Consider the following 24,923-nt stretch of genomic DNA (forward strand, 5'->3'; position numbering starts at 1 on the left):
CCCAATTTTACTCAATTACTGTCTGCGAATAACAAAAGCCGCACCACTTGCTGAAGTACTATTATCCGAACTTGCCCCAGTTCCATTCGTAACTGTGTTTAGATTCGAATCCTCGAAGACAGCCCCAATAACAATTGTGTCTCCGGAGACAGAAACGGATTCTCCAAATCTATCTAAGGTTTCTATATTCGGAGATTTTAGATATGCTTGCTGAGTCCAATTCGTTCCTGAGCGTACAAATACATATGCGGCTCCGGAGTCAGAGTAACTATTATTAGAACTTGCAGTCGTTCCATTTGTAATACTTGCTTGATTTGAGTCTTCGGCTGGGCTCCCAACCACAATTGTGTCTCCCGAAATGGAAACCGTATCTCCAAAGAAATCTCCCGGATCCATGTTTGACGGCTTAATATAAGATTGGAAGGACCAATTTGATCCGGAACGAGTGAACACGTAAACTGCTCCATATGGATCACTACCTAATACGGATGGAATTGTTCCTCCATTCACTATTTGACTTATCGCATTAAATTCAGTTGGAGCTCCGACTGCGATTGTATCTCCTGAAATAGCAACAGCATGGCCGAAATGATCCGTAGATTTTGCATTCGGAGCTTTTAGATACGCTTGTTGGGACCAAGTATTTCCAGATCTTACGTAAACGTAAGCAGCGCCGGAGTCAGTTAGACTATTATTTGAACTTGCAGTTGATCCGTTGGTAATAGTTTTTTGATTCGAGTCTTCACCATAGGCTCCGACTACGATCGTGTCTCCAGAAATAGACACACTTGTTGCGTAAAAATCAAATGAATCTAGATTAGAAGAGGTTAAAGTTGCCTGGTGGGACCAAGTATTTCCCGATCTCACATAAACATAAGCCGGCCCAGGATTTGCTCCGACTACAATCGTATCACCGGAGATCGATACAGAATATCCGAAATTATCATTCGCTGTCGCATCCGGAGCTTTTAGATATGCTTGTTGGGACCAAGTATTTCCGGATTTCACAAATACATATGCTGCACCAGCGCTCGTCTTATCGTTATTCGAGCTTGCAGTAGGGCCGTTCGTAATTGTCTTGTCGCTCGAATCTTCTCCGTATGCACCGACTACTATTGTATTTCCCGAAATTGCAACGGATGCTCCGAAGTTATCGTTTGCTTCTGCATTTGGAGCTTTTAAATAAGCTTCTTGGCTCCAGCTATTTCCGGAACGAGTATAAACATAAGCAGCTCCGGCATTTGGTGCAGAGTTATTCGAACTTGAACCGTTTCCGTTCGTAATTGTTGTTTGGTTCGAACTTTCGTAGTTTGTTCCTACCACCATAATGTCTCCCGAAACAGCAATAGAATTACCGAAATAATCATTCAGATCCGAATTGGACGCTTTGATATAAGCCTCCTGTGCCCAATTGGTTCCGACACTAATGGTAATTGTCGTTTGATAACTTCCTGCTGAATTAGATGCAGTAATTGTATAATTTGTCGGTCCTTGAGAAGTAGTTGGTGTTCCTGAAATCGAGCAATCAGAACTTAATCCTAAACCTTGTGGTAGATTAGGGCTAGAGGAGCAGTTATTTACAGTTCCCATTGTTTTTGGAAAGATAGGCATGATTTCATTGTTCTTTGTCATGCTTAGATAAGACTCAGAATAAATTATCTTTGGAGGACTTAGGTTTACCTCTATACTGATCGTAGTTTGAGTGCTACCTTTCGAGTTACCTGCAGTTACAGTATAAGTTACTGCAGATTGTGAGACCATTGGTGTACCAGAAATAGTACAATTCACGCTATTTATTCCTAAACCGTTTGGTAATGCAGGACTGGTTCCGCAACTGGTAACAGTTCCTGTAACACTAGGTGAAATTGCAGATATCGTTGCGAATTGAGTAAAGGTAAATGGACTTCCCGAATAACTTAAGTTAGAAGGCGGATCAAGATTGATCGTAATTGTAATAACAGCCTGTGTACTACCAGCAGAGTTAGTCGCAGTAATCGTGTAATTTTTTGCAGTCTGAACTATTCCCGGAGTTCCTGAGATTGCACACGTTGTCGTATTTATTCCTAATCCGCTAGGAAGCGCAGGACTAATACTGCAGCTAGCAACTGTTCCTGTAACAGTAGGGGTAATCGTAGACATGGTCTGATTAAAAGAAAGTGTATATGGACTTCCGGAGTATACGATCGAAGGCGGAGCTAAGTTAACTCTCATAATGATCGAAGTTTGTGTACTTCCTACCGAGTTGCTTGCCGTAATTGTATAAGTAGAAGTTGATTGAGGAGTTGTCGGAGTTCCTGAGATCGCACAATTACTCGTATTAAGAGCTAAACCTGTAGGTAGATCTGGACTCGAAGTACAATTCGTAATAGTACCAGTATAGCTAGGAGTGATTGTTGATATGGTCGTATTTTGGGTAAGAGTGTAAGTGCCTGTCAGGTATTTTAGAGATCCTGGAGGGGCTATATTAACTGTAATAGTAATTGTTGCTTGCGTAGATCCACCAGAGTTGCTCGCAGTAACGGTGTAATTGGTCGCCGATTGTGTGTATACTGGAGTTCCTGAGATCGCACATGTATTAGCATTGAGAGCTAAACCTGAAGGTAAGCTAGGACTAACGCTGCAATTTGTAATGGTTCCTGTTACGCTAGGTGTGATTTTCAAGATTGCAAGATTTTGAGTAAAAACATAAGGACTACCTGCATAATTCAGAGAGGAAGGTGCAGCTAGATTGATAGTGATTCCAATAATCGCCTGAGTGCTACCTGATGAGTTACTTGCAGTTATTGTAAAATTAGTGGATGCATATTCTACACTTGGAGTCCCTGAGATTGCGCATGTAGTAGAATTAATTCCTAAACCGGATGGAAGAGAAGGATTGGCAGTACAGCTAGTTACTGTTCCAGTAATAGTTGGTGTGACCGTCGAAATTGTAGCTCCTTTTGTAAAAACATAAGTACTACCTGCATAATTTAATGAAGATGGTGGCGCTACGTTGACTTGGATACTAATTTTGGTGCTGGTGTTGCCTACAGAGTTGCTCGCAGTAATAGTATAATTTGTTGGATTCTGAAGATCCGTCGGGTTACCGGAGATAGAACAATTATTTTGATCTATACTTAACCCGTTCGGAAGTCCCGGAAAAGATGTACAACTGGTAATTGTTCCTGAATAACTAGGGGTAAACGGAGTAATCGTTTCGAATTGAGTAAGTACGAAGGGACTATTCGAATAATTGAGAGCAGAAGGCGCGGAAAGAGTTACTCGAATGTTAATCGAAGTCTGAGTGTTCCCATAGGAATTGCTCGCAGTAATAGTATAATCCGAAGGACTTTGTGAAGATACAGGTTTACCTGAAATTGCACATGTTTGCGGATGCAACGATAATCCGGAAGGTAGGGAAGGACTAGAAGTACAACCGGTTACTGTCCCTGTTACAGTAGGACGTGCCTCTTGGAGTAAAACATTTTGACTAAAAGTAAAAGGAGCGTCATGATAATTGAGGGCGCTTGGCGGAAGATTATTTACAGTAATATTTAATACTGTTTGTGAAGAACCGTAACTGTTGGTTGCAGTGATGGTATAATTTGCTGGTGATTTTATCCCAGAGGGAGTGCCCGAAATACCGCAGCTATTGGTATCTAAAGTCATTCCCGTCGGTAGTTCTGGAGTGGCAGTACAATCTAAAAATCCATTTCCTCCAGTGATCAGTTCTATAGGATAAATAGTTTCACTTAGAGAAAAGGTATAGGCTCCTTGCTGGTAACTGATTAAAGGAGCGCGATTTTCGGATGATCCGAATAAGAAACGGAATGATGTTAAAAGTTTGGAGATTGGAGAGCCTGAAGAACTTCCGCAGGCCTGAAAATTTAAAGATAATATGATAAGTAACAAAATATGAATTGTATTAAGTAGGATCTTTTTCGTGCAATTCACTCTGTTTCTCCAACAATATGAAAGTTTTATAATAGCGAAAGGAATGGGCCAAAATATTCGAAAAGAAAGTTATTCGGTCATTTCTTCTGTAGAGATTTTGAAATAATCGGGCAAATTGTGTCAATTTTATAATATTTAGATATACTATAAGTCGAAACAATTAATAAGAAAAAACGAATAGAACATTCATTTAATCTGCCCCAAATGGGATATGTGCGAAATTTTGAGGGATTTTAAAGGAGAGATTAGAGGATCCGAAAAAAATCGGACCCCCTATATAGGAAAATTAATTTTGGTTTAGGTAGATTACGTATTTAGAAATCTTTTTAAGTTTTTCGTCACCTAAGAACTTGTAGGAAGTCATCACAGGATTGCTTGGAATTCCGTTGTTCAAAGTTTTCAAAATTCCCGCTTCTGTAGGACCATTTTTCCAATCACTAGCAGGTGCTTTGTAATTTCTTGGTTTTGGATTTAAGCTAGCCGCAGCTGCTCCGTCTCCAGCGCCAGTATCTCCGTGACATGCGTTACATCCGTTTTCAAGAAAAAGTTTTTTACCTTCTTCTATTTCAGGACTTAAAGTTGCTGCGCTTGCTACAGGTGCAGCTTCTTCTTTCGGCTTTTCTTTATCTCCGCAGTTCAATAGGAAGATGAGGGAGAGAATGGAAACAAAAAGGGAAATCAGGATTGCCCGAGTCTTCATGGATTACTCCTTTATATTGGTTCCAACTTTCTCATTGAGAAAGAGAAAGCAAAGAACTTTTTGTCACGGTATTGTCGGCGCGATATCCGCAAAGGATTTCGGGTAAAATGTAGAAGGTCCCGAAAATTGACTTTTGTCAAAACATCCGGAGATGATTCTTAATATCGATTTCTAAGAATGGAAAAGAATCGGACTTATTGGTTTTTTGTAAAACAAAAGCGGGGTAAGTCCCACCCCGCTTTCCTTTTTGAATCAAGTGGGTTTAAAAATAAATCCCGTAGAAGTTTCTGTTCTATCAAAAAGAACCGGCATATCGATCGCAACTGATTCAGTGACCGGTTTGCCTTGGTATTCCCCTTCGATAATACTCATGGTTTTTGCGCCTTCTTCCAGCTCGATGACTGCAAGAACGTAAGGCGCTCTTGGAGCTAAATGTCCGAAACCAACATGAACCACTGTGTAAGTGTAAACTTTTCCTTTGCCTGAAAAAGTTTTAGCTTCCACATCATCGGATCCGCAACTCGTGCAAGAGACTACTGGATCAGTAGCTTCGAATCCACAGGACTTGCATTTTTTTCCGGTTAAAGAATGAGCTTCCATAATTTCAGCCATTATTCCCCCCTCTGCAAAATATGCACTATACTAACTGCACCCGGGCCGCCTAAAACATGAGTTAAAGCGGTGCGAGCATTTGCAACTTGTCGTTTTTCAGATTGGTCTCTGAGTTGGTAAGTCATTTCTACAACTTGCCCAACACCTGTAGCTCCTACTGGATGGCCTTTTGCTTTTAAACCACCTGAAGTATTTACAGGAAGTTTTCCGCCCAATCTAGTGTGCCCGTCTTTAGTGAATTGGCCACCTTTTCCTTTTTCTACAAAACCAAGATCTTCTATGTTGATGATCTCGGTAATGGTGAAACAGTCATGGCATTCCAGAACATCGATGTCCTTTCTTTCCACGCCGGCCATTTTAAAAGCTTCAGTAGCAGCTTGCACGGAAGCGGGGAAGCTTAGTGAATCTTTCTTAAGAGCCACGTTGAAATAATCTCCGCCGATCCCGGAACCTTTCACAACAACATAGTCCTTACGAACTGACTTTGCTTTTTCTTTTGTAGTGATTACGACTGCCGCAGAAGCATCCGTAACCAAAGAAACATCATGAAAACCGAATGGAGTGGTTACCATTCTCGCTCTCATGATATTATTGAAAGAAATCTCTTTTTGTTTATGAGCAAATGGATTTAAGCTACCGTGGAAATAGTTTTTTTCAGCAACAGTTGCCAACATTTCCTTAGTGGTACCGAACTCATGCATATGACGGATCGCATTTAATGCAAAACCGGAAGGACCGGAAATACAATATCCACCTTCTACATCCTGATCTTGGCCCCTTGCTACTATTTCCATAGTAGTTTCCGGATCTAAACCGTTCATTTTTTCCACGCCTAGAACTAAAACCGTATCGTATAGACCGGATGCAACCGCAAGAACGCCTTGTCTCATTGCGATCCCACCGGAAGCACAAGCTCCCTCTGTACGAATTGCAGGACGATCGCCTAATCCAAGTAAGTTGGCTGCATAAGAGCCCATTGTGTTCTGAGCGTTAAATTCATTACCTGCGTAGTTCCCAACATAAACAGCTTGGATTTCCTTTCTGTCTATGCCGGAGTCTTTGATCGCTCCGTTACCTGCTTCAGTAACTAGATCACGAAGAGTTCTGTCTTTATGATTACCGTGGACTGTTTCGTAAGCCCCGATGATTGCTACTTCTCTCATGATTAACTCCTTACATTCCGATACCGGCGCCGCCGTCTACACGAAGGAAAACACCAGTGATATAAGATGCTTTATCGGAAAGGAAGAATTCAACAGCGTTAGCAATCTCTTGTTGAGTTCCCGGTCTTTTCAGAGGAATGAACATAGGATCGGTAAGTTTTTTCTGAACTTCTTCAGGAAGAGAAGCGGTCATATCTGTTTGTACGTAACCTGGGCAAACTGCATTTACTAAAACGTTTCTACCTGAAAATTCTCTTGCAGCAACTTTAGTAAGAGCGATTACAGCTGCTTTAGAAGAAGAATAATTCGCTTGTCCAGGTTGGCCAGAAAGACCTGAAAGAGAAGAGATGTTCACAATTCTACCGGAAGGAGCTTTTAAAAGAAGTTTAGAAGCGTACTTGGTCATCAAGAACACACCTTTCGCGTTCACATCCATTACGAAATCATACTCTTGTTCGCTCATTCTGATAAAAAGATTATCTTTCAGAACTCCTGCATTATTGACTAAGAAGTCAAGTCTACCGAATTTCTCTTTAACAGCATTGATCGCTGCATCGCAGTCTTCCGGTTTAGTGACGTTTACCGGAATGCCTAATGTTTTAACGCCGAATTCTTTAGCGATATCGGCAGCTGCCTGCTCGATATGTTCCTTATTTAAGTCTACTACGACTACATCTCCACCATCTCTTGCTATAGTGTTAGCGATAGCGCGGCCTAAACCTCTGGGAGATGCAGCTCCCGTAACTAATGCAACTTTACCTTCGAATTGTTTTGCCATTTGGAACCCTCTTATGTCCTCGGATAACGAAATTTTGAACTTGCGGATCGTGCAGATAGAATTCGACCCGTTTGAAGTAGAACGATTGTTCTGGTAAAAGATGGATTATACCTGGATTCTCGACAAGGAAAATTCATCAGATTATTAGCTTCCAAAACAGTGTTCGTTTTTGTTGAACATTTGTTCGCAGGATGTAGGGGGCTTATTATTTACCTTTTGATCGAGCGCAGAAGGCGGATATGTCTCATTTTTTGGAGCCGGGCATACATTTCGGAGAGTTGATGGAGTTAATATATATTATGAATATATAATGTGTATTAAGTGAAGGCTTATGTTGAGCATATTTTTCATAAGATCGTTGGCCTGGCGACAAGCATATGTAAATTGATCCTTAATTTTAAAAAAGAATGTTTGCTACCCAAAATGGGATAATTCTATCCAATAAGGACTGATTTAGATCGAAGCTACAAAATTTAATAAAAAATTAATTCATGATCGAGATTAAGGGAAATTAGGTGGGGTTAAAATTTGATTTTAGATTTATATGCGATCAAGACGTCTGCTTTATGAATAATTAATTTTCAGTTCTATAATTTTAAATATTATAAAAATTTAAAATTATAGAATTTCGGGAGTACTGCCGCTTCCAGTATCCTGTATTAGGATATTTTGAACTATCCATTATGGGATATGTTCTGTTTTTTCTATGTTATCTCATTTGGGTGAAAAAGTTCCCGAATTTTTTTTTGTTAACATCATTTCATCACGACAATTTCCCGTTTTCTTAATGTTTCCAAAATTTTTTTTAAGTTTGCCGCAAAAAATTAGACAAAAAAAGGAACTTTTTTCAAACGTCCATTCAAACGCCAAAGTTGTGTTTTGATTTGGAGACGAATTAGGCAAAACTGTGAGTAAAAAATTTAACTCAGTCAAAAAAGACGACTCACGTCGAAAAATTTGTCCGGGACGTTTTGTATTTTGGATTTGCTTTCTTAAGTGATGAGAGCCGGAGGTTCATTCGATGTTTGATGTGATCGTTAGGATTGTTGTTAGGAAAGTTTTTATAACTTCTGTTGTATTTTCCTTTGTAGGTTGTTTAAGCGATTGGGGCTTTGGAAGCGGAGATGTGGACTTGAAAAAAGCCACATGGTTGGTTGCAGAAAAAGTTCCTCTAGTAGTGGATAAGGGTGGAGTTCCAATTCCAGGAGGAAATGGAGGAACACCTATTACCCCTGTGAATAGCTTATTCAACTTGAAGCCCGGAACTAAAGTTAGTGCTCAAGCGTTGGGTGGTGCTATTGATCCAACCGGAACAACCATCGTTAACGATTTCGACGGTGATGGAATATTGAATGTCAACGAGACTACTACAAATGTTTGGGTCGCTGACTATCCAGAAATTGATACAGTTGTTGCTCCACCAATCACAATGAAGGTCGCAATCCTAAAAAGTAGCACTGGTGAAAGTAATGAGATCGTTAGTGAGATAAATTCCGATGATTTAGAATCTACAAAGAATGAAGGTTCTGAATCGATCCATCAAAATGAATTGAATCTAAAAACTGTCCAATTTCAAGATCAATATAAACGTGAAAGGGAGACAAGCGGAAGCACATCAAGTGAAAATAGTTATTCATATGAATTAGCTGTAGGTGGACAGCAGTCTTCCTCGCCTACTTCTTTTTCGGTCGCCACATCAGCTACTTTCAAAAATTCGAATAGTTGGGCAGCTCGAAACTTAGATGAGGCAACTACTACAAAGTGGGCAGATAAACCTTTCAAGAACGATATCGATAAAGAAGCAAAGTCCGTTAAATCCGACTCAGCAAGTAATAAAGCCAGAAAATATAGATCCGAAAAAACTTCTAAAATTAACACAACGTCTAAAGTGGATGCAAATGCAGGTTATGTAAGAGCTGCTCTTTATATTAAGAATAGATCAGTCAACATGCCAGTAAAACTTAGCAATATCTTATGTACCTTGATGTTCGAAGATGCTAGGGGAGATTTAATTCCGGTCCAAAGTTTTCGTCTGAGAAACGATGATTATAGTTTATTCCAAGTTGAAGTTTATGGAGGGGACGATTTTGGACCTTACGTAGTAGAACTTCCGAACTTAAATACGGCGGAAATTGAAAGTGCGATTGCTTCCGGTTTTACTCCAAAAATTTTTATCGTAGATTACACGATGACACATGTCGCGGATTCCAATTATAAATCCGCTCTTTTGAATTTTTCTGGTAATAATTTAAAAATCGTAGAGGAGAATTCGAAAGGTAGAACAAGCTTAATTAAAATTTACGGTCCACAATATCGCGAAAAATATCGCGTTGCAGCATTTGATGATTTAAGTTTAACTGACCCATGTATTATAACTACTGCGACTACGTTATCTCCTGGGGTGACTCTTAAGAAAGCTTTAGAAAGGATAGCATGCTCTGGGCCTAAGGTAGAGTTCCAAGATTACGTAGTTGATTTCAGTGAATTCGCACCTGCCTTAGGAGATTCAAAGTTACATATTAAAGGTATTAAATCTTTAGCTGGAATTCCAACTACTCTTCCTTGCTCAAACCAGTCATTCACCGGTTCAGATGGGGCTACCCGGACCGCTTGCGTTCAGAAGCCGATCAGCAGCTGGACCGAAGATGAAAGAAAAAATGCAGGTGTCTGGGCAATTTATTCTCACGGTAAATTCAATGCCCCAACTGAATATTGGGTGGATGGCTCAAATATCCGTATTTTTGATCCAGGTAATGTTCGCAAAGCTCAAATGGTTAAAGGTGTAGACTCGATTATTTGGGCAGGAGACTACTATGATATAGTTTATATTACAGTAAAAGACCTTGCCAAGAATGAAGAAACTCCTCCATACGGGGCTACACCGATCGGAACTTCTGGCTCTAACCCCGCCGGAGGATCTATTAACCCAAATGATCCCAATTCATTCTTCAAACTGAATACTCAATGGGATCTTTCTCAATTTGGGGAAAATCCATACGAACCGGATCAGAAATCTTTTTATGTGGGAAAAGTAGGATTTAATGAGAAAGTCGTATTTACAGTTAAATTGGACAAAACGAAATATCTAAATCCGAATTTTGGATTACCTGAAAATGGTGGCTCATATCAGTATTTTACGGATTTCAAATATACTCCAACGATTGCGACAAGACGTTTTAATATCGACCAAGTTATGGATTTTGAGATCAGCTTAGGTTTTGGAGGGCAAAGGACAGATTGGGTCCATGTCTATAAGGACACAGATGATACGGATGCATATAAGGTTCGTAAGATGTGGATTGATACTTCTGGTTATGCGGATCAAACCTTCCGTATCTGTTTGCGTATGCCTCAACTTAGTAACGTGGTAGATCCGAACAATAGCTTAGTAAATATTTATGTTCGCCCAGCATTGAATAGTGCATATCGTAGAACAATTTGGCCTTTAAAATACACTGATGTGAAAAAGATGAGAGGTGAACTGAGTTCTCCTATAAACGTGGGGGACACGACTATCTACCTTTCCGGAGTATATGGAACAATTGAAACTAATGATTCTATCTATATAAGTGGAGATTCTTATCAATATACTGTGGTAAGTAGCTTTCCGACCCCAGGATATCCTGATGGTTCTTTTACTGTAGTAGTAGATACTGCAATGAAGAAAAAAAATATCAAGACGACGCCAGTTTCTATTCCAGGTGCTTTGCAAGCTCCCGATGCACGTTTGATCGTGGATAATTCTTTCCTTACAGATTGGAACACACAAACAAATGGAACTCCTGCTTCGAATTATTCTCTTCCTCAGTATCTGCCGCTTTTAACTGGAAGTGCAGTGTCTTGCTCCGGAGTGAATCTATTCCATCCGTTTGGATGTTTAGGATATACTCCTGATTACTTGGCAGTAAACTGGATGGGGAATTATAATAAAGGTGTCCCTTACTGGAACTCTTGGACTGACGCAGGCAGCTTTGCTAGTTTCCTTTCAGGAGGTATGTTCCAACTAACTACCAATAGCGGTCGTACTTACAAAGCTGGGACATTGGCAAGCGATAACATTCTGAGCGATCCGGGAACAGCGGTGACATTAAGTGAGCCGATTACATTAGTGCAAGGAGATACTGCTTTCGTTATTTGGCAAAGAGATACTACGTTACAAGGTAAGTTCTACCAAATTTCTACAGGGGCGGTTCTATCAGCTCAAACTACTTTGAACACTGCCGCCATCCCTGTGGGAGCCGAATTTACGGCGAAGTTGGACAACGGAAAAGTGGCAATTGTTTGGGAGAATAACTTCGATATTTATATGACAGTTCGCAGTATGACTACTTATGGTATTGTTGGCTCCGAACAAAAGGTTACAACCCGGATTACTAAAGATCCTGCATTTAGTTTGGATATTGCATTGGCAAATGGTAGGGCAATGGTTGTATGGAGCGACTATATTCCCCAAACATTCGATTCCAGAAAGTTCGTCAAATCTAGAATCTATGACATGTCAAATAATACGCCAGTTGCTGTTGAGTTCTTAGTTCAGGAAAATGTAAATAATTCATCTACAAGATTTGAAGTTCGGGCGGATGGGTCTGGAGTTTCCGGGACTAAAGTTTTATTAGCCTGGAATTACAATGATTACTCGAATAATCGTCACGTGTTTGGCTTCAAGATCTATGATATTATGACTGGTGTCGCTACCAATATTCCAGGTGCGCCAAATACAGTATGGTATGATTTACTTAATCAGGGAGGAACGGTTGCACCAACAGGATATCTTTACACAAGGGTGTCTGGAAACAGTGGAACTGTTGTCTTTAGGGGTACGGATGGAACTCTATTTACAAGGGTAATTAACCTGACAAATGCGACAATGTTGCCTGTCGGAGGGAATGTGACAGTTGACTCGACTACATTAGCTGTGAATCCGGTTGCAGTTGGAGATAAAATTTACCTTCAATATGCAAAGGATACTTCGATCTATTTAAAGGTCGTGAGCTTGATTGATGGCCAACTATATTCAAATGCTGCTTTGCAATTGGGAACAAATGCGGCAGGTTCCGTGAAAAAACCGGGAACTTTGACCGTCTCCGGCAACAATATCGTATCTGTTTGGGAAAACTTTGAGAGTAACAAGCGAACCATTCGCGGAAGGATTGCTACAATATCACCTTTTGCACTGAAAGGAAGTGGAGAATTCTTTGTAAGCACAACAAATCAGGGAAATCAAAGCGGTGTAACTGCTGCTGCGATTAATGATCGAGCCTTAGTAACGTGGTGGTCTCAAGATACTGCTCAACAAGTAATTCGAGGATTTAATCTTGATTTGGTGAGTCCAGGATCTCTCCAATTCGGTTTGAATAACTTTTTTATCTCTCCTTTGATCGAAAGAGATTACACGCTTAGCGTGCAGATCGTTCCGTAAAAAAAATCTATAGCGGCCTTTTATAAAAACGGAAGGCCGTCTTTTCTCATTAAGAAAATAGAATATAAGAGAAGGGAAAGGTTTGCCTGTGAGAAGATTCTCAATTCAAAAAAAGGATATGGAATTTTTATATAAGAAGTTCCTTCCACAGATTAGATTAAAGACTTCTTCCAGGTTTTGGATCTTATCTACTGTTCTTTCACTTTTTCTTACTTCTTGTTCCGGTGGATCGGACATGATGAACAAGTTGTTCCGATTTACTGGAGTTTTGCCTGCCGAAACTTCCTTCTTGTCTCCAGGATCGGCGCCTGCGCCCGAGGGAAGTGATCTATTTTCTATTTCTACAAACTATAGCGAAGCGATTGATGATCCTGAAACAAAAGCGGATGCCTTAGCTGGAGCAATGTTTATCGCACCACCAGAGCCAAATAATTTTGGAGCGGTTTCTTTAAATTATCCTATCCAAGTTCCTGCGGGTAGAGCCGGTGTTCAACCTAATCTAGCGTTATCCTACTCTTCCACAGGAGGAGATGGATGGACTGGGATTGGTTGGAGTATAGGGCTCGGAGCAATCACAAGAACTCCTGAATATGGGGCTTTGTTCTATGACTCCAGAGATACATTTACTTGGAATGGAAAAAGACTGATCAAGGTTTCCGGCTCCACTTCTAACGAAAACGGGGTGTATAGACCCGAGATCACGGAAGAAGATTTTGCATTATTAAAATTAACGAATATAGAAAACGGAGGAACCTGGGAAGTTTTAGATTCTGATGGAACTAAAACGATCTATGGAGATTCTTCCTCTAATCGGATCTATGATCCAAACCAGATTTCCAGAACATATAGTTGGTATCTTTCCAAAACGGAAGATCGAAACGGAAACTATATGCAGGTCACTTACGATACATCAAATTATTCTGAAAAACGAAATTTATACATCCAAGAAATCAAATACACTGGAAACAGCAAAAGCGGATTCCCTGCAAAACAATATGTGAAATTTATCACGAAGTCCAGAGTAGACTCGTATGTGAGTATGGCTCCCGGTTTCACCATGGTAATGGATAAACTTCTAGATAAGATAGAAGTCGGTTGGACAGGTGGCAAACTTTGGACTTATAATCTAGTGTATGATATTTCTTTCGATTCCGGAAGACCCATTCTCAAAACAGTAGATTCGGATCGTCATACAACAAAGCCCGAATTCAAATATAGCAGCTCTTCTGGTATATTAACTTGGCAGAATGTAGCGAACCAAACTTCCAGTGAAACGGAGCTACTGCCCGCATCTACTGAATATTTCGAGGGAGATTTTAATGGAGATGCGATTTCGGATATCGTAGTTTTCAATCCCCAAACAGGGAATTGGAAAGCAGCAGAAGGAAGGAAAGAAGGTGGATATAACTTTAAGACATATGGGAACCGTTATAAAAACTATGATGGCCCTTCTAAGATCCGATTCTTCAAAGGAAACGTTAGCGGGGACTTTAACGGGGATGGAAGAGCGGATATCGCATTTTATCTACCTGAGACCAAAGACTTTATAGTCGCAGAACACGACGGACAAGTATTCCAATTTCGTAATTATGGAAGATTGATGAGCGGGATCCCGGATATTTTCCGGATGGAGTGGTTCCCCGGTGATTATGATGGAAACGGTCTTTCTGATTCTCTACTTTTTGATGAACCTACCGGTCTTTGGACCTTGATGTTGAACAAGGGCGGTAGTTTTGAATTTTTGAAAATAGGAAAAAAATTCCAAAACGTATTTAGGGGAGATTATTCTCCGAATGCAAATTTGGATAGTGTTAGCACAAACGATACAAGCATTGATGGAAAAGATAGAGCTAAGCTCAAGTTCTTAAGCGGAGATTATAACGCGGATGGGCTAACTGATATTTCTCTTTATGACCAAAGAACTGGAAAATGGTTCGTTGGAGAAAATCTCAGGAATCCTGATAAAACAGATCCAATCTATTTTAAAACTAACTGGGTGTTATACAAAGTATTTACAGCACCTGAGCAGACTCTATTCTCTAACGACCAATTCTCCGGAGATTTTAATGGAGATGGGACTTCCGACTTTTTATTATTCGATCGTGCTTCGGGAGAATGGACATTAGGAGCAACTACCAACCAAACAATCAACTTTCAAATCTGGTCAAAAGCTCCTCAGTTCAAAACAATTACCCGCTGGCTCCAAGGAGACTTCAACGGAGATGGAGCGACTGATATCGGATTTTTCTCAGAGACTGACGGAAAGTTTTGGATCGGGGAAACAACGTCTAACGGATTCCGTTACAAGATCTATAGCGATATGAGTTATGGTCCAAACCAAGAGAGAGTGATGAAAACTCCTCTTCCTTTGGATGAAGTTAAACCGACAAAAGGATTTGGAGTATTTTTCACTTCTTCTGATACGAAAACAGTTCTTTTAGATTATCAGTATGATGGGAACTCCAACCTAGGAAAAGGAGAGATCGCATATCCTGGATGTTTTACTACAAACGATTGTTCTGCTTCTCCAGAATTACTCCTATTCGATAGAAAAACGGGAGTATTCGATTTTAAGAAGGGCGCAACATTTACGGAAGCAGTTCTTACCAGTTTTAACCCTGAGACAAACGGGATCGTAACCTTAAATAATGGAAGAGCAGATCGTTATACCGTAAACACTCGAGATGAAATTCTATTCTTTGGAGATTTTGGGACCACAAGTAAATTCTTTGTAGTAACCCAAGATACTGGAAATGCTTTCAAACGAACAGATTTTGCGAGTATTGCGGATTCTCAGGTTGTATCTTTTGATATTAATTCGAGTGCATATGCAATCGATTATTTCAATTCTACTAGTTCTAAATCCGCATTGGTTTTGAACGACCAAACAACTAATAGTGCTCAAAGATTTTTACTCACAGGGCCAAGTGGAACTAAGTATTTAACAGTTACAGGAGATGTTCTGGATTCTTATCTACAGAACCTATTCCAAGTGGGAAGTGAAACCAATCGAAACAGAAGAACAAGTTTCAGTGTTTTCTCTGGAGATTTTGGGGGAGTCGGAAAAGCACAGATCCTTCTCGTGGACAGAACCGGAACTACGCATAAATGGTATTTAGGAACCATCGGAACTTCTGCCATTAATTTCAAACTTCTCACAGGTTCGGTAAATATTCCTGTTTCCACTACTGTTTACGATAAAACAAGCCAGGCTGGTATACAATATGCACTCTTTCCTGAAGTAACAGGAAATTCTATCGTATACGAAGATCCAACAGATACTGCATCTATCGTATTTTCGAAAATTAGAATTACTGCAACTACTGTGGCAAGAGCTGTATATAACCCAGGTCTTGTAGGATTTTCCAATCAATTCGATCATAGAGGAAATCCGATTATAGTTTCCGATGGAGAAAATAAAGTTTATGATCTTTCTCAAAGTAAGATCGTTTCTGCTGCTTCTCCTGTATTTGTTTTATCAATAGATCGTCCAGATCTAATGACCAAGGTTTATCCGTTCGAATGGATCCAAGGAGATTATAACGGGGACGGACTCACTGATATAGGCATCATTCATCTCAAAGAACCTACTTGGTATTTTGCAATGTCTACTGGTACGGTTCCTGATGTGATCGAGCAGATCAAGAATGGGATCGGTGGAATTTACACTTTAGAATATGATAATTCTACCAAGTTTGATAATAACGGTGAAGATAATATCCCGGACCTTTCTATTAATTACAGAGTTTGTACTCAGATTAGTTTAGACGACGGGCTTGGGAATACGATCCTCAAGAGTTACAGCTATAAGAACGGGGTTTCTTTCTCTGCGTTCATTGATGGCAAAAAGGAAACAGACGCATTCGGTTTTACAGAATTCACTATGACTGATGCAACTGGTTCCCGTACCGTTCATTCTTATTTCAGCCAACCTTATTCTAACTTTATGCATAACCGTGCGCTTGCAGGTGCAGAAAAAGAAATGCATATTATAGGTTCTGATAATAAGGATTATGGTTCTTCTAAGAAAACATATGAGATCCAGCAAATAGAGACTGTAGCCGGAAAGATCAGCTATCTTGCTCGATTGAGTAAAACCCAGAATTTTATCAATGGAACTGCGACCACCACTTCCGAAGGTTCTGTTGTCTTTAATGGTTATAATCTAACTAAAAAGACAGATATAAGCACGGATCATTTTGCAGATTCTGCTCATCCTTCTCAAAGTTTCACAACGGTTACTGATTTTGAAACGGATTCTACTAGTAACCAGACAAGGCCTAAGAAAACCGTTTCTTTATCCGGCTCTTCTCATGAAACTACAAGTATTCTTACTTATGACTCACAAGGAAATTTAACTCGGAACGCAGTTACCTATACAGGTAGCGGACTTCCTTCTGTTCCTGCAAATATTACAGAATACGAATACGATACATACGGAAACAAGTCTGTGGAGAAGAACGTAAGTGCAAGTCCATATCGCGGGACTTCTTATGTTTACGATGACCAACTTCATCAGTTCGTAAAAGAACAAACAAGTTTCGGCGGATCTTTCCAACTTAAAACGAGATACACCACAAATTATGGAAAGGCATTTGGCTCTCCTGATGATTCTACAGATCCGAATGGGAATAAGTCTTATTTTGAATACGATGATTTTGGAAGACTAGTAGAGTCCAGCGCAGATACGGATTCCGGCTCCAAGGTTCTTGCAGTTTATGAATACGGATCTAGTTTTCCGTATAGCGCTAAAACAACTTTCCCCACGGGCGGAGCGGACCCTAGTTTTGCACTTCGTTCCTATAAAGACGGAATGGGAAGAGTTGTTCATACCGTTAAAACAGGATCTAATGGACAATTTGTTCGCTCAGGAAAGATCACTTATAATGGAAACGGACAGGTCATTCGTTCAGGACAACCGGATTGGGCAGATGCAGGTGAGATAGACAGCTTTGTTCTACACACACAAGAAAGAAACCCAAGCTATATTGATTACGATGCTATCGGAAGAGCTAAAAAAACAATTCTTCCAGTTGCAGCCGGAGAAACGGAAGCAACTACATTAAACGTTACCTATAATGATCCTTTTGAAACAGTAGAAACTCATAGCGGTGGAACTAGCAAACGAACCGTAAAAGATGGAAGAGGCCAGGTCCTTTACATTGAAGACTTCGGTGGCGATGGAACACAAGCGAAGATAGGTTTTTGTTTTGATATCGCAGGTAAGATGATCAAAAAATCAGACCTGAATGATGGCGGAGCTTTATCCTGTGATACAAGCGGGATTACTGCAAAAGATACTTCTGGCAAAAACCAAGCGTATTGGTTATACGATGCATTTGGAAGATTGAAGAAGAATAGCGATCCAGATTTTGGAGTCAGCACCGCATCTTATAATGCATTTGGAGATACTACTCAAACAATAGATGCTCGCGGCATTACCGCAAGTTTTACTTATGATTCTCTCGGAAGAATGCTCACCAAAGATACTCCGGAAGGAACTGTTTATTTCGATTACGATAGTGGCTCCGGATCTGAGAATGCACTTGGAAAACTAGTAAAAGTAGAAGATTCTGTTCAGATCAAAACATTCAGTTATGATAAGTTAGGGCGCGCTAAGAAGGAAACTAGAGAGATCAAAAACCTAACTATCGAACTTGCGAATGGTCCTTATATTACAGAATATAAATACGATCTTTTGGGTCGTGTCACCTCCATTGATTATCCGGAACATCCGGTAAATCATACTCGAATGAAGGCATGTTATAACTATGGAACCGCAGGTTATATCACTGGAATTTCGGTCCAAGTAAATACAAACGGCATCATTCCAGGGTTCTGCAGTAAAACAATCGTAGAAAATATTACCTATAACGAATTCGGGCAAACCGCAGGATTCGGCCTCGGAAATGGTGTCCAAACCAATTATACTTACGATGTAAAACAAAGATTAGTTCGAATTAACTCAGTCGGAGATGTGGATGGAACTACAAAAACCCTCCAAGACGCGGTGTATGCTTTTAATAGCAGAAATAATATCACAGGGATCACAAACACTTCTTCCGAATATACAACTGCATATAACTACAGCTACGATGGCTTAAACCGACTTGTCGCAGCTGACGGGCAATACCAAGAATCCGCTGACAATTATACCAAAACTTTCCGCCAAAGTTTTGCGTATGCGAAGAACGGAAACCTACTCGCAAAACGAAATCATAACTTTAACGATAATACTCTCATCGATGAATGGAATTACCAATATTCCAACCACCAAGTCACTCATATAGATTCTACCCAAAGCGGAAACGACCGCCTGGTTATGAGCTACGATTCCGCTGGGAACATGACTTACCAGAGAGATAATTTCAAAGATCTTACTAAAACTATTTCTGTTGATTCTCAAAATAGGATCACCCAGGTCCAAGATGCTCTTAGCACAACTATCGGTAATTATTCATATGATGAGGGTGGATTCAGAGTCCGTAAAAGAGCTTTAGTTCCAAGTGGCGCTTCTTTCAAAAACCAAGAGATTCTATATCCTAGTAAATTTTATGGCTTAGAATATTCTGAAGAAACGAATGTATTAAGTTCTATTAATAACGTATATTTGAATGGAGTGCGAATTGCTGCTCTCAACGAAAACGGGGTCACAGCATATTTCTTAACCGACCAAGTAGATTCGGTAGCTCATGTTCTGGATGAAGGAGCTCATACTCTCAGCAGAATGCAGTATGAGCCTTATGGGGAGACTCTTGTCCAAAGAGGAACTCTGGATTTTGCTCCTAAGTATAATTCGCAGGAACTAGATAAAGAGACTAATTTCTATTTTTATAATGCTAGGTATTATGATCCGCAGATCGCGAGGTTTACAAGTGCGGATAGTGTTATTGATGGTTCTGAGGATACGCAGGGTTGGAATCGATTCGCGTATGTGAAAGGGAATCCTATACGGTATAAGGATCCGACGGGGCATGATACGCGAGAAAATATCGGACAAGCAATTCAGGGATTAGATGAAGGCCTTAAATCTGGAATTGTCTTTGGCATCGTTGTAGAGGTACTTCCCCCAGCCGCAATTCCATTAGTTGCTTATGGTGCATACCAGACCGGGAAGGAAGCAATTACTATCTATCGCGGAAAAGATTTTGACGGAAATATTTTAACGCAAGATGAGCGTGAACAGCGCGCGTCTCGCTTTGGAGCAAGCTTTCTTGGCTTTGGAATTGGAGCAAAGACTGGCCGTGCACTAGCGGAAGGTGGCGGCATAGGAGTTGGATCAAATAGTAGCGAAGGAGGAAAGAATAGTTCAGCTGCTGATAGCATTTCCACATCGGGAAAAGCTAATTCAGGTAGTTTATCAGGTTTTAGGGGGGTGAGTTCGCGTGGAGCTGGCTGGAATATAAAAAGCTCAACTTTTGCAAAAAAAGGGGGCAATTTATGTGTCGAAGGCTGTAACTGGAAATCTCGTCCGATTCCCGCTAATCGAACTATTGATGGTTATATTGATCGTTCAGTGGCGGATGCGGGTGGCGAATTGACTATTCGCAGAGGAGAAGGAAATAGACAAGAAACGCTTCGGGTTGGACCAAGCGGAAGACATGGAATAAAAGGACCGCATACCCATCCAACGTATTCAAATCAAACTGCGAAGGGTAGAAGAATTGGTGTTTCAAATAATGCACGGCCTTCAAACGCAAAAGATGTGAAAGAGCTTTATAAAGCCCAGACTAGTGCAAACACTCGAACAAAGGGTAACTGAATATTTATGAGTTTAACTATCGCGTTTAGCACAAATTTAAATAAACAAGAGTTTCAAACCGTCATTTCTGAAGTATGTGATAAGTTTAATTATACTTGTTCATTTACACTGAAAAACGCTCAAGCCCATGTTTTTGGAGGGATAAAATCTACATTAGCATATTTATCAGAAGAACAGATTGCATTTATCCATACATCAGATCGGAATGTGCCAGAGGCACCACTTATAGGGATGCAACTAATAGAAGGTGGTGATAAGAGAAATGCCATTTTATTCTTTCAAAATATAGGAGAAAAACTGTTAACCAAAACTACTTCTTTTACTGTTATGTTTGCAGTTGAAGATTGGTCTGATAGAGATCCAATAAGAGTTGTGAATGGAGACTTAGAAGAATTCATAAAACTATTGAATACTCCCTGCGCCTGGTGTATTGAACTCTTCAAGCCAAAACTAAAAATTTGGACATGTAACGATTCCTATCCATTGGTATATCATGTGGAAAAGCAAATTTAAGAGTTTCGCACAATTTAACTTTGAGATAAGGCTCTCAAGAGGTCAAAGAGTGAGCTTTTAAATTTTTAGTTCTTTTAACTTGCCCATGTCAAGAGACTTTTGTAAGCGCCAAATGAACCGTACCTTCTACGATTCCGGAAAATCTTATAAAGTATCATTGATGAAAAGATCGAATATAGATTGACAGAAAGAGTTTGATGAATTTCCCAAAAGCGGAGTCTCACAACCTGCCACTGCCAAATGCAAGATACAGCCAAACGAACGCTCCCTACACATCCCCAAAGCATCGCTCCTGGAAATGTCCGTTTAAAAGGTCACAAATTAAATCGTCATAATAAATTTTCTGGCGTATAAAATCTGCGGATTCGATGAGTGTTGGCAAAATGAAAGTAGTGCATTTGTTTTTGGGAATACTGCGGAGCTCGTCGCGGATTATTACTGTTTATCTGGGCAATAAATAATTTTTATCCTACGGGGATTTTTGGCGTTATCGAGTAATCATAGGACTTATAGTTTTCGCTTAATAGAGATTGTATTATAGTAATATAATATTGCAATCAACAATGCTCGGTATTTTGTTGTTGGGCGGTTTTGCGCATGTTCGCCCATGCAGGTGGAGGGTCCGAAAAAGTAGTCCTAAAACTGCTAAGCTTCAAAGACATTTCGCTAGATAAAATCAACCGCTGTCCCTCTTTGTGATCTTTGTGAACTCCGTGCGAACCCCAAAGAAATTTCATACAGAATTTCTAACGGACATAGAGAACAAGGTAACTAATATTCTCTCCGCGGCTTAGCGCCTCCGCGTGAGAATCGCAGCTACAGGTAATCCGGTCCCGGGGTTCGGAGCAGTTGATTCCCGGAGAGGGGGTAGCGTAAGACGCGTGTAACGCGGCTGAAGCGAGGGGGAAACTTCCCCCCTACAATATCTTCACAGCAGCTGACGGACAATACCAAGAATCCGCTGACAATTATACCAAAACTTTCCGCCAAAGTTTTGCCTATGCGAAGAATGGTAACCTACTCGCGAAACGAAATCATAACTTTAACGATAATACTCTCATAGACGAGTGGAATTATCAATATTCCAACCACCAAGTAACACATATAGATTCCACACAAAGTGGGAATAATCGTTTGGTCATGAGTTACGATTCCTCCGGGAACATGACCTACCAGAGAGATAATTTCAAAGACCTGAGTAAAACAATCAGTGTTGATTCTCAAAATAGGATTACCCAAGTCCAAGATGCACTTAGCACAACTATTGGTAATTATTCATATGATGAGGGTGGATTCAGAGTCCGCAAGAGAGCTTTAGTTCCAAGTGGCGCTTCTTTCAAAAACCAAGAGATCCTCTATCCGAGCAAATTTTATGGATTAGAATATTCTGAAGAAACGAATGTTTTAAGTTCTATTAATAACGTTTATCTAAACGGAGTTCGGATCGCTGCCCTCAACGAAAATGGAGTCACTGCATATTTCTTAACCGATCAAGTAGATTCGGTAGCTCATGTTCTGGATGAAGGTGCTCATACTCTCAGCAGAATGCAGTATGAGCCTTACGGGGAGACTCTTGTTCAAAGAGGAACTCTGGATTTTGCTCCTAAATATAACTCTCAGGAACTAGATAGAGAGACTAATTTCTATTTTTATAATGCTAGGTATTATGATCCGCAGATCGCGAGGTTTACAAGTGCGGATAGTGTAATTCCGGAACGTGGTGCGGTTACTCAAAATTGGAACCGGTTCATGTATGTTGCGGGGAATCCGATTTTATATAAGGATCCGACAGGGCATAGTGCAACAGCAACATTAGGAGCCTGGATTGGAACTGACGTCGCTATTCCGGATCCAACCGACGTAATACCTCTTAAGTGGGCCGGTTACGGTGTAGCTTTAGGAATAGCCGTTACTACAGACGCCGTTCTCTTATATAATCTTACAAAGCCAAAAGATGATACTAAACCAGTCGCAATTCCCATAGCTGATTCAATTACGGATAAAGATAAGCTTAAACCTGAAGTCTATTATAGAACGATGACTGTTAAACACTTTGCGCGTCTGCCAGGAGAAAAAATAGTTCCTTCAGGAGAAACATTCATTACAGAGGATGAATCATATGCTAGGAAGCTTAGCGGTGTAACAGTTCGGTTCGAGGTTGCTCCTGGTACGAAGGCCGCATTGATGACAATGGGTGCCCGCGCTGATCAGAAAGATTTAGCAAATAAAATGCCTTACATGTTGATGCCGAATGTGAAACATTTAAAAGACTGGAAGGAAACTCATGCTCAATTTAAAGAGGAAAAAGGAAGAATGAATATTGGATTAGGAAGAGGGAAGGCCTTGAAAACTTTTAATGAAGCTATTTTGAGTTATCAGCCTGTAAGCAAACAATAGGAAGCTTACTAAAATGGATGAAAAATTATTTAAAATCATTCTTCGATTTATTCCTTCACCCGATGAGGAGATAATTACTGAGAAGGAATTTTTGCAGTTAGTAGGTATCTCAAGAGAAGAAGTCGAAAATTTTATTTGGAAACTATTCTCAGAAGCAATAGAGTCAAAGGATGAGTTAGCGATTTCATCTGCTTTTACACTATCGTGGAGATTTGGATTTCCAAATGGAATATTGAGAGTACTGTCGCCATTGTTGCGCGTTGGATGGGCCTTTCGACAAGAGGATATCGTTGATGCGATAGAAGATTGCAATTTTACGGATGGTATCGACGATTTATATTATCTTATTGTTCATCCACCAAAATATCTTTCGCCAGAAGATCACGAATTATTGGCAGTAAAGGCTGTTTGGGCATTGGGCTTCCTGGGAACCGGACGAGCATTAGAACTTTTGTTGACTTTAGTTAAATCGAAGAATCGAAGAATACAGGTATGCGCAATTCGACAAATAAGAAGAATACGTGGTCAAAGATATCTATAATACTATAATTTCACAGAAAATTTAGTGCATGTTTGTCTATGCACACGAATTGCCGGACACTTATCCTAAAACTTCTCAGTGCTAAATTGACTTTGCTAAATATAATCATTAACTCGTTGCTCTCTGTACTCAGAGAGCGATTCTCAAGGTAATATAGCAACTCGAATCTATAGCGTCCACAGAAAAAAGTCCTTCATGAACTTCTACGCCATAGGACTCCGCATGAAAAAATAATTCGAGGTAAATCCAGCTCCGGGGTTCAAAAGCTATCAAATTCCCGGAGAGGGGTAGCGTAAGACGCGTGTAACGCGGCTGAAGCGAGGGGGAGACTTCCCCCTTCAAACTAGAAACCATAGAAAGTTGAAACTTCCATCCCCCTACAATAAAGTAATAGACCCTTCGTCCTTCTCCGTTCATACTTTCCTAAACTATTTTCATTTGGACTGTTGAATGTTCTCGTTCTTCCCCTTTGCTTATCTCGTTTCATTCCTCATTCTCGCATTCACGATTTATTATTTTATTAGCGTAGTCGAAAATCCTGTCCTCCAGTTCAGTGAAGGCGAGTTTGCAAGAAGGGTAATTACAGACTGCCCCCGCCTAACCAGAAAATATTTCCCTACGTTCTGGTGTTTTAATAATCACCTAATGCTGGCTCTCTTACTTTTTAGAGAACATCGTTCCAAATTTTTTCATTATGATAAGTTGGAGCATCTTAAAATGAAGGATGGTGGAGTCACTGGGCTTGCCTGGTCCAATCTAAATGGAAAGAAAAAAACGGATACCGATCCAATCGCGATTGTCTTTCATACGATCAGTGGTGACGAACAAGATGTTAAGTCCATTGTAAAAAAGATTGGAGCAGAGTTGAAATGGACTTCCGTGGTTTGTATTAGGAGAGGGCATGGGAACCTTCCTCTTTCTAAACCTCAGATAAACACGATGGGTTCTAGTTCTGATTTAAAGGAACAACTCTCATACATTAAGAAAAAATTCCCGAATAGTCCTTTGTTTGGAGTGGGGATCTCTGCTGGTTCCGGTCCCTTGAGGGCAACCGCCTTGTATCATAAAATTTGCAATAATTCTGTGAAAGATCAGACCATTATAA

General features: G+C 40.2%; 8 protein-coding genes and 4 pseudogenes. 6 read left to right on the forward strand and 6 right to left on the reverse strand.

All coding sequences use genetic code 11. The annotated features are described in order from the left end of the window. Positions 1–108: 108 nt before the first annotated feature. The 5 genes and pseudogenes from CH377_RS05505 to CH377_RS05525 form a co-directional block, all read right to left on the reverse strand. Positions 109–3,933, reverse strand: a pseudogene (locus tag CH377_RS05505) (putative Ig domain-containing protein); the annotation flags it as partial. A gap of 286 nt (positions 3,934–4,219) precedes the next feature. Continuing rightward, positions 4,220–4,633: a c-type cytochrome gene (locus CH377_RS05510; protein ID WP_100722756.1), complete on the reverse strand. Its 414-nt coding sequence runs from the start codon at positions 4,631–4,633 to the stop codon at positions 4,220–4,222. A gap of 252 nt (positions 4,634–4,885) precedes the next feature. Beyond that, complete coding sequence (locus CH377_RS05515) at positions 4,886–5,245, reverse strand: Zn-ribbon domain-containing OB-fold protein (protein WP_100722757.1); 360 nt, start codon at positions 5,243–5,245, stop codon at positions 4,886–4,888. Further along, positions 5,245–6,408 (reverse strand): thiolase domain-containing protein, encoded by a 1,164-nt coding sequence (locus CH377_RS05520; protein ID WP_100722758.1) that lies wholly within the window; start codon positions 6,406–6,408, stop codon positions 5,245–5,247. The genes CH377_RS05515 and CH377_RS05520 overlap by 1 nt, the downstream gene beginning before the upstream one ends. Positions 6,409–6,418: 10 nt before the next feature. Continuing rightward, positions 6,419–7,186 carry a glucose 1-dehydrogenase gene (locus tag CH377_RS05525; protein ID WP_100722759.1) on the reverse strand — a complete coding sequence of 256 codons (768 nt, stop codon included), beginning with the start codon at positions 7,184–7,186 and terminating at the stop codon, positions 6,419–6,421. 1,021 nt (positions 7,187–8,207) lie between these two features. On the opposite strand from CH377_RS05525, the gene CH377_RS05530 reads away from it, so the two are divergent. The 6 genes and pseudogenes from CH377_RS05530 to CH377_RS19665 form a co-directional block, all read left to right on the forward strand. Then, entirely contained in the window at positions 8,208–12,605 is a 4,398-nt protein-coding gene (locus tag CH377_RS05530) for an LIC12048 family lipoprotein (RefSeq protein ID WP_100722760.1), read from the forward strand. A 118-nt stretch (positions 12,606–12,723) separates the two neighbouring features. Beyond that, on the forward strand, positions 12,724–20,367 hold the full coding sequence (locus CH377_RS05535) for a SpvB/TcaC N-terminal domain-containing protein (RefSeq protein ID WP_279305809.1): 7,644 nt from the start codon (positions 12,724–12,726) through the stop codon (positions 20,365–20,367). Between the two features lie 6 nt (positions 20,368–20,373). Beyond that, positions 20,374–20,880, forward strand: a complete 507-nt coding sequence (locus CH377_RS05545; protein WP_100722761.1) for a hypothetical protein — start codon at positions 20,374–20,376, stop codon at positions 20,878–20,880. 930 nt (positions 20,881–21,810) lie between these two features. Then, positions 21,811–22,677: pseudogene (locus tag CH377_RS05550) on the forward strand (RHS repeat-associated core domain-containing protein); the annotation flags it as partial. A 613-nt stretch (positions 22,678–23,290) separates the two neighbouring features. After that, on the forward strand, positions 23,291–23,818 hold the full coding sequence (locus tag CH377_RS05555) for a hypothetical protein (RefSeq protein ID WP_100722762.1): 528 nt from the start codon (positions 23,291–23,293) through the stop codon (positions 23,816–23,818). A 450-nt stretch (positions 23,819–24,268) separates the two neighbouring features. Further along, positions 24,269–24,862 (forward strand): annotated as a pseudogene (locus CH377_RS19665) (alpha/beta fold hydrolase family protein); the annotation flags it as partial. On the opposite strand, the pseudogene CH377_RS19670 reads toward CH377_RS19665, so the two are convergent. After that, positions 24,848–24,923: pseudogene (locus CH377_RS19670) on the reverse strand (peptidylprolyl isomerase); the annotation flags it as partial. The pseudogenes CH377_RS19665 and CH377_RS19670 overlap by 15 nt on opposite strands.

It is taken from the genome of Leptospira haakeii, from assembly GCF_002812045.1.
Taxonomy (GTDB): Bacteria; Spirochaetota; Leptospiria; order Leptospirales; family Leptospiraceae; genus Leptospira_B; species Leptospira_B haakeii.

Coding starts and splice junctions, on each gene's coding strand:
- CH377_RS05520 (WP_100722758.1), bottom strand. CDS start 6,408: ATGAGAGAAGTAGCAATCATCGGGGCTTACGAAACAGTCCACGGTAAT.
- CH377_RS05545 (WP_100722761.1), top strand. CDS start 20,374: ATGAGTTTAACTATCGCGTTTAGCACAAATTTAAATAAACAAGAGTTT.
- CH377_RS05510 (WP_100722756.1), bottom strand. CDS start 4,633: ATGAAGACTCGGGCAATCCTGATTTCCCTTTTTGTTTCCATTCTCTCC.
- CH377_RS05535 (WP_279305809.1), top strand. CDS start 12,724: ATGGAATTTTTATATAAGAAGTTCCTTCCACAGATTAGATTAAAGACT.
- CH377_RS05515 (WP_100722757.1), bottom strand. CDS start 5,245: ATGGCTGAAATTATGGAAGCTCATTCTTTAACCGGAAAAAAATGCAAG.
- CH377_RS05530 (WP_100722760.1), top strand. CDS start 8,208: ATGTTTGATGTGATCGTTAGGATTGTTGTTAGGAAAGTTTTTATAACT.
- CH377_RS05525 (WP_100722759.1), bottom strand. CDS start 7,186: ATGGCAAAACAATTCGAAGGTAAAGTTGCATTAGTTACGGGAGCTGCA.
- CH377_RS05555 (WP_100722762.1), top strand. CDS start 23,291: ATGGATGAAAAATTATTTAAAATCATTCTTCGATTTATTCCTTCACCC.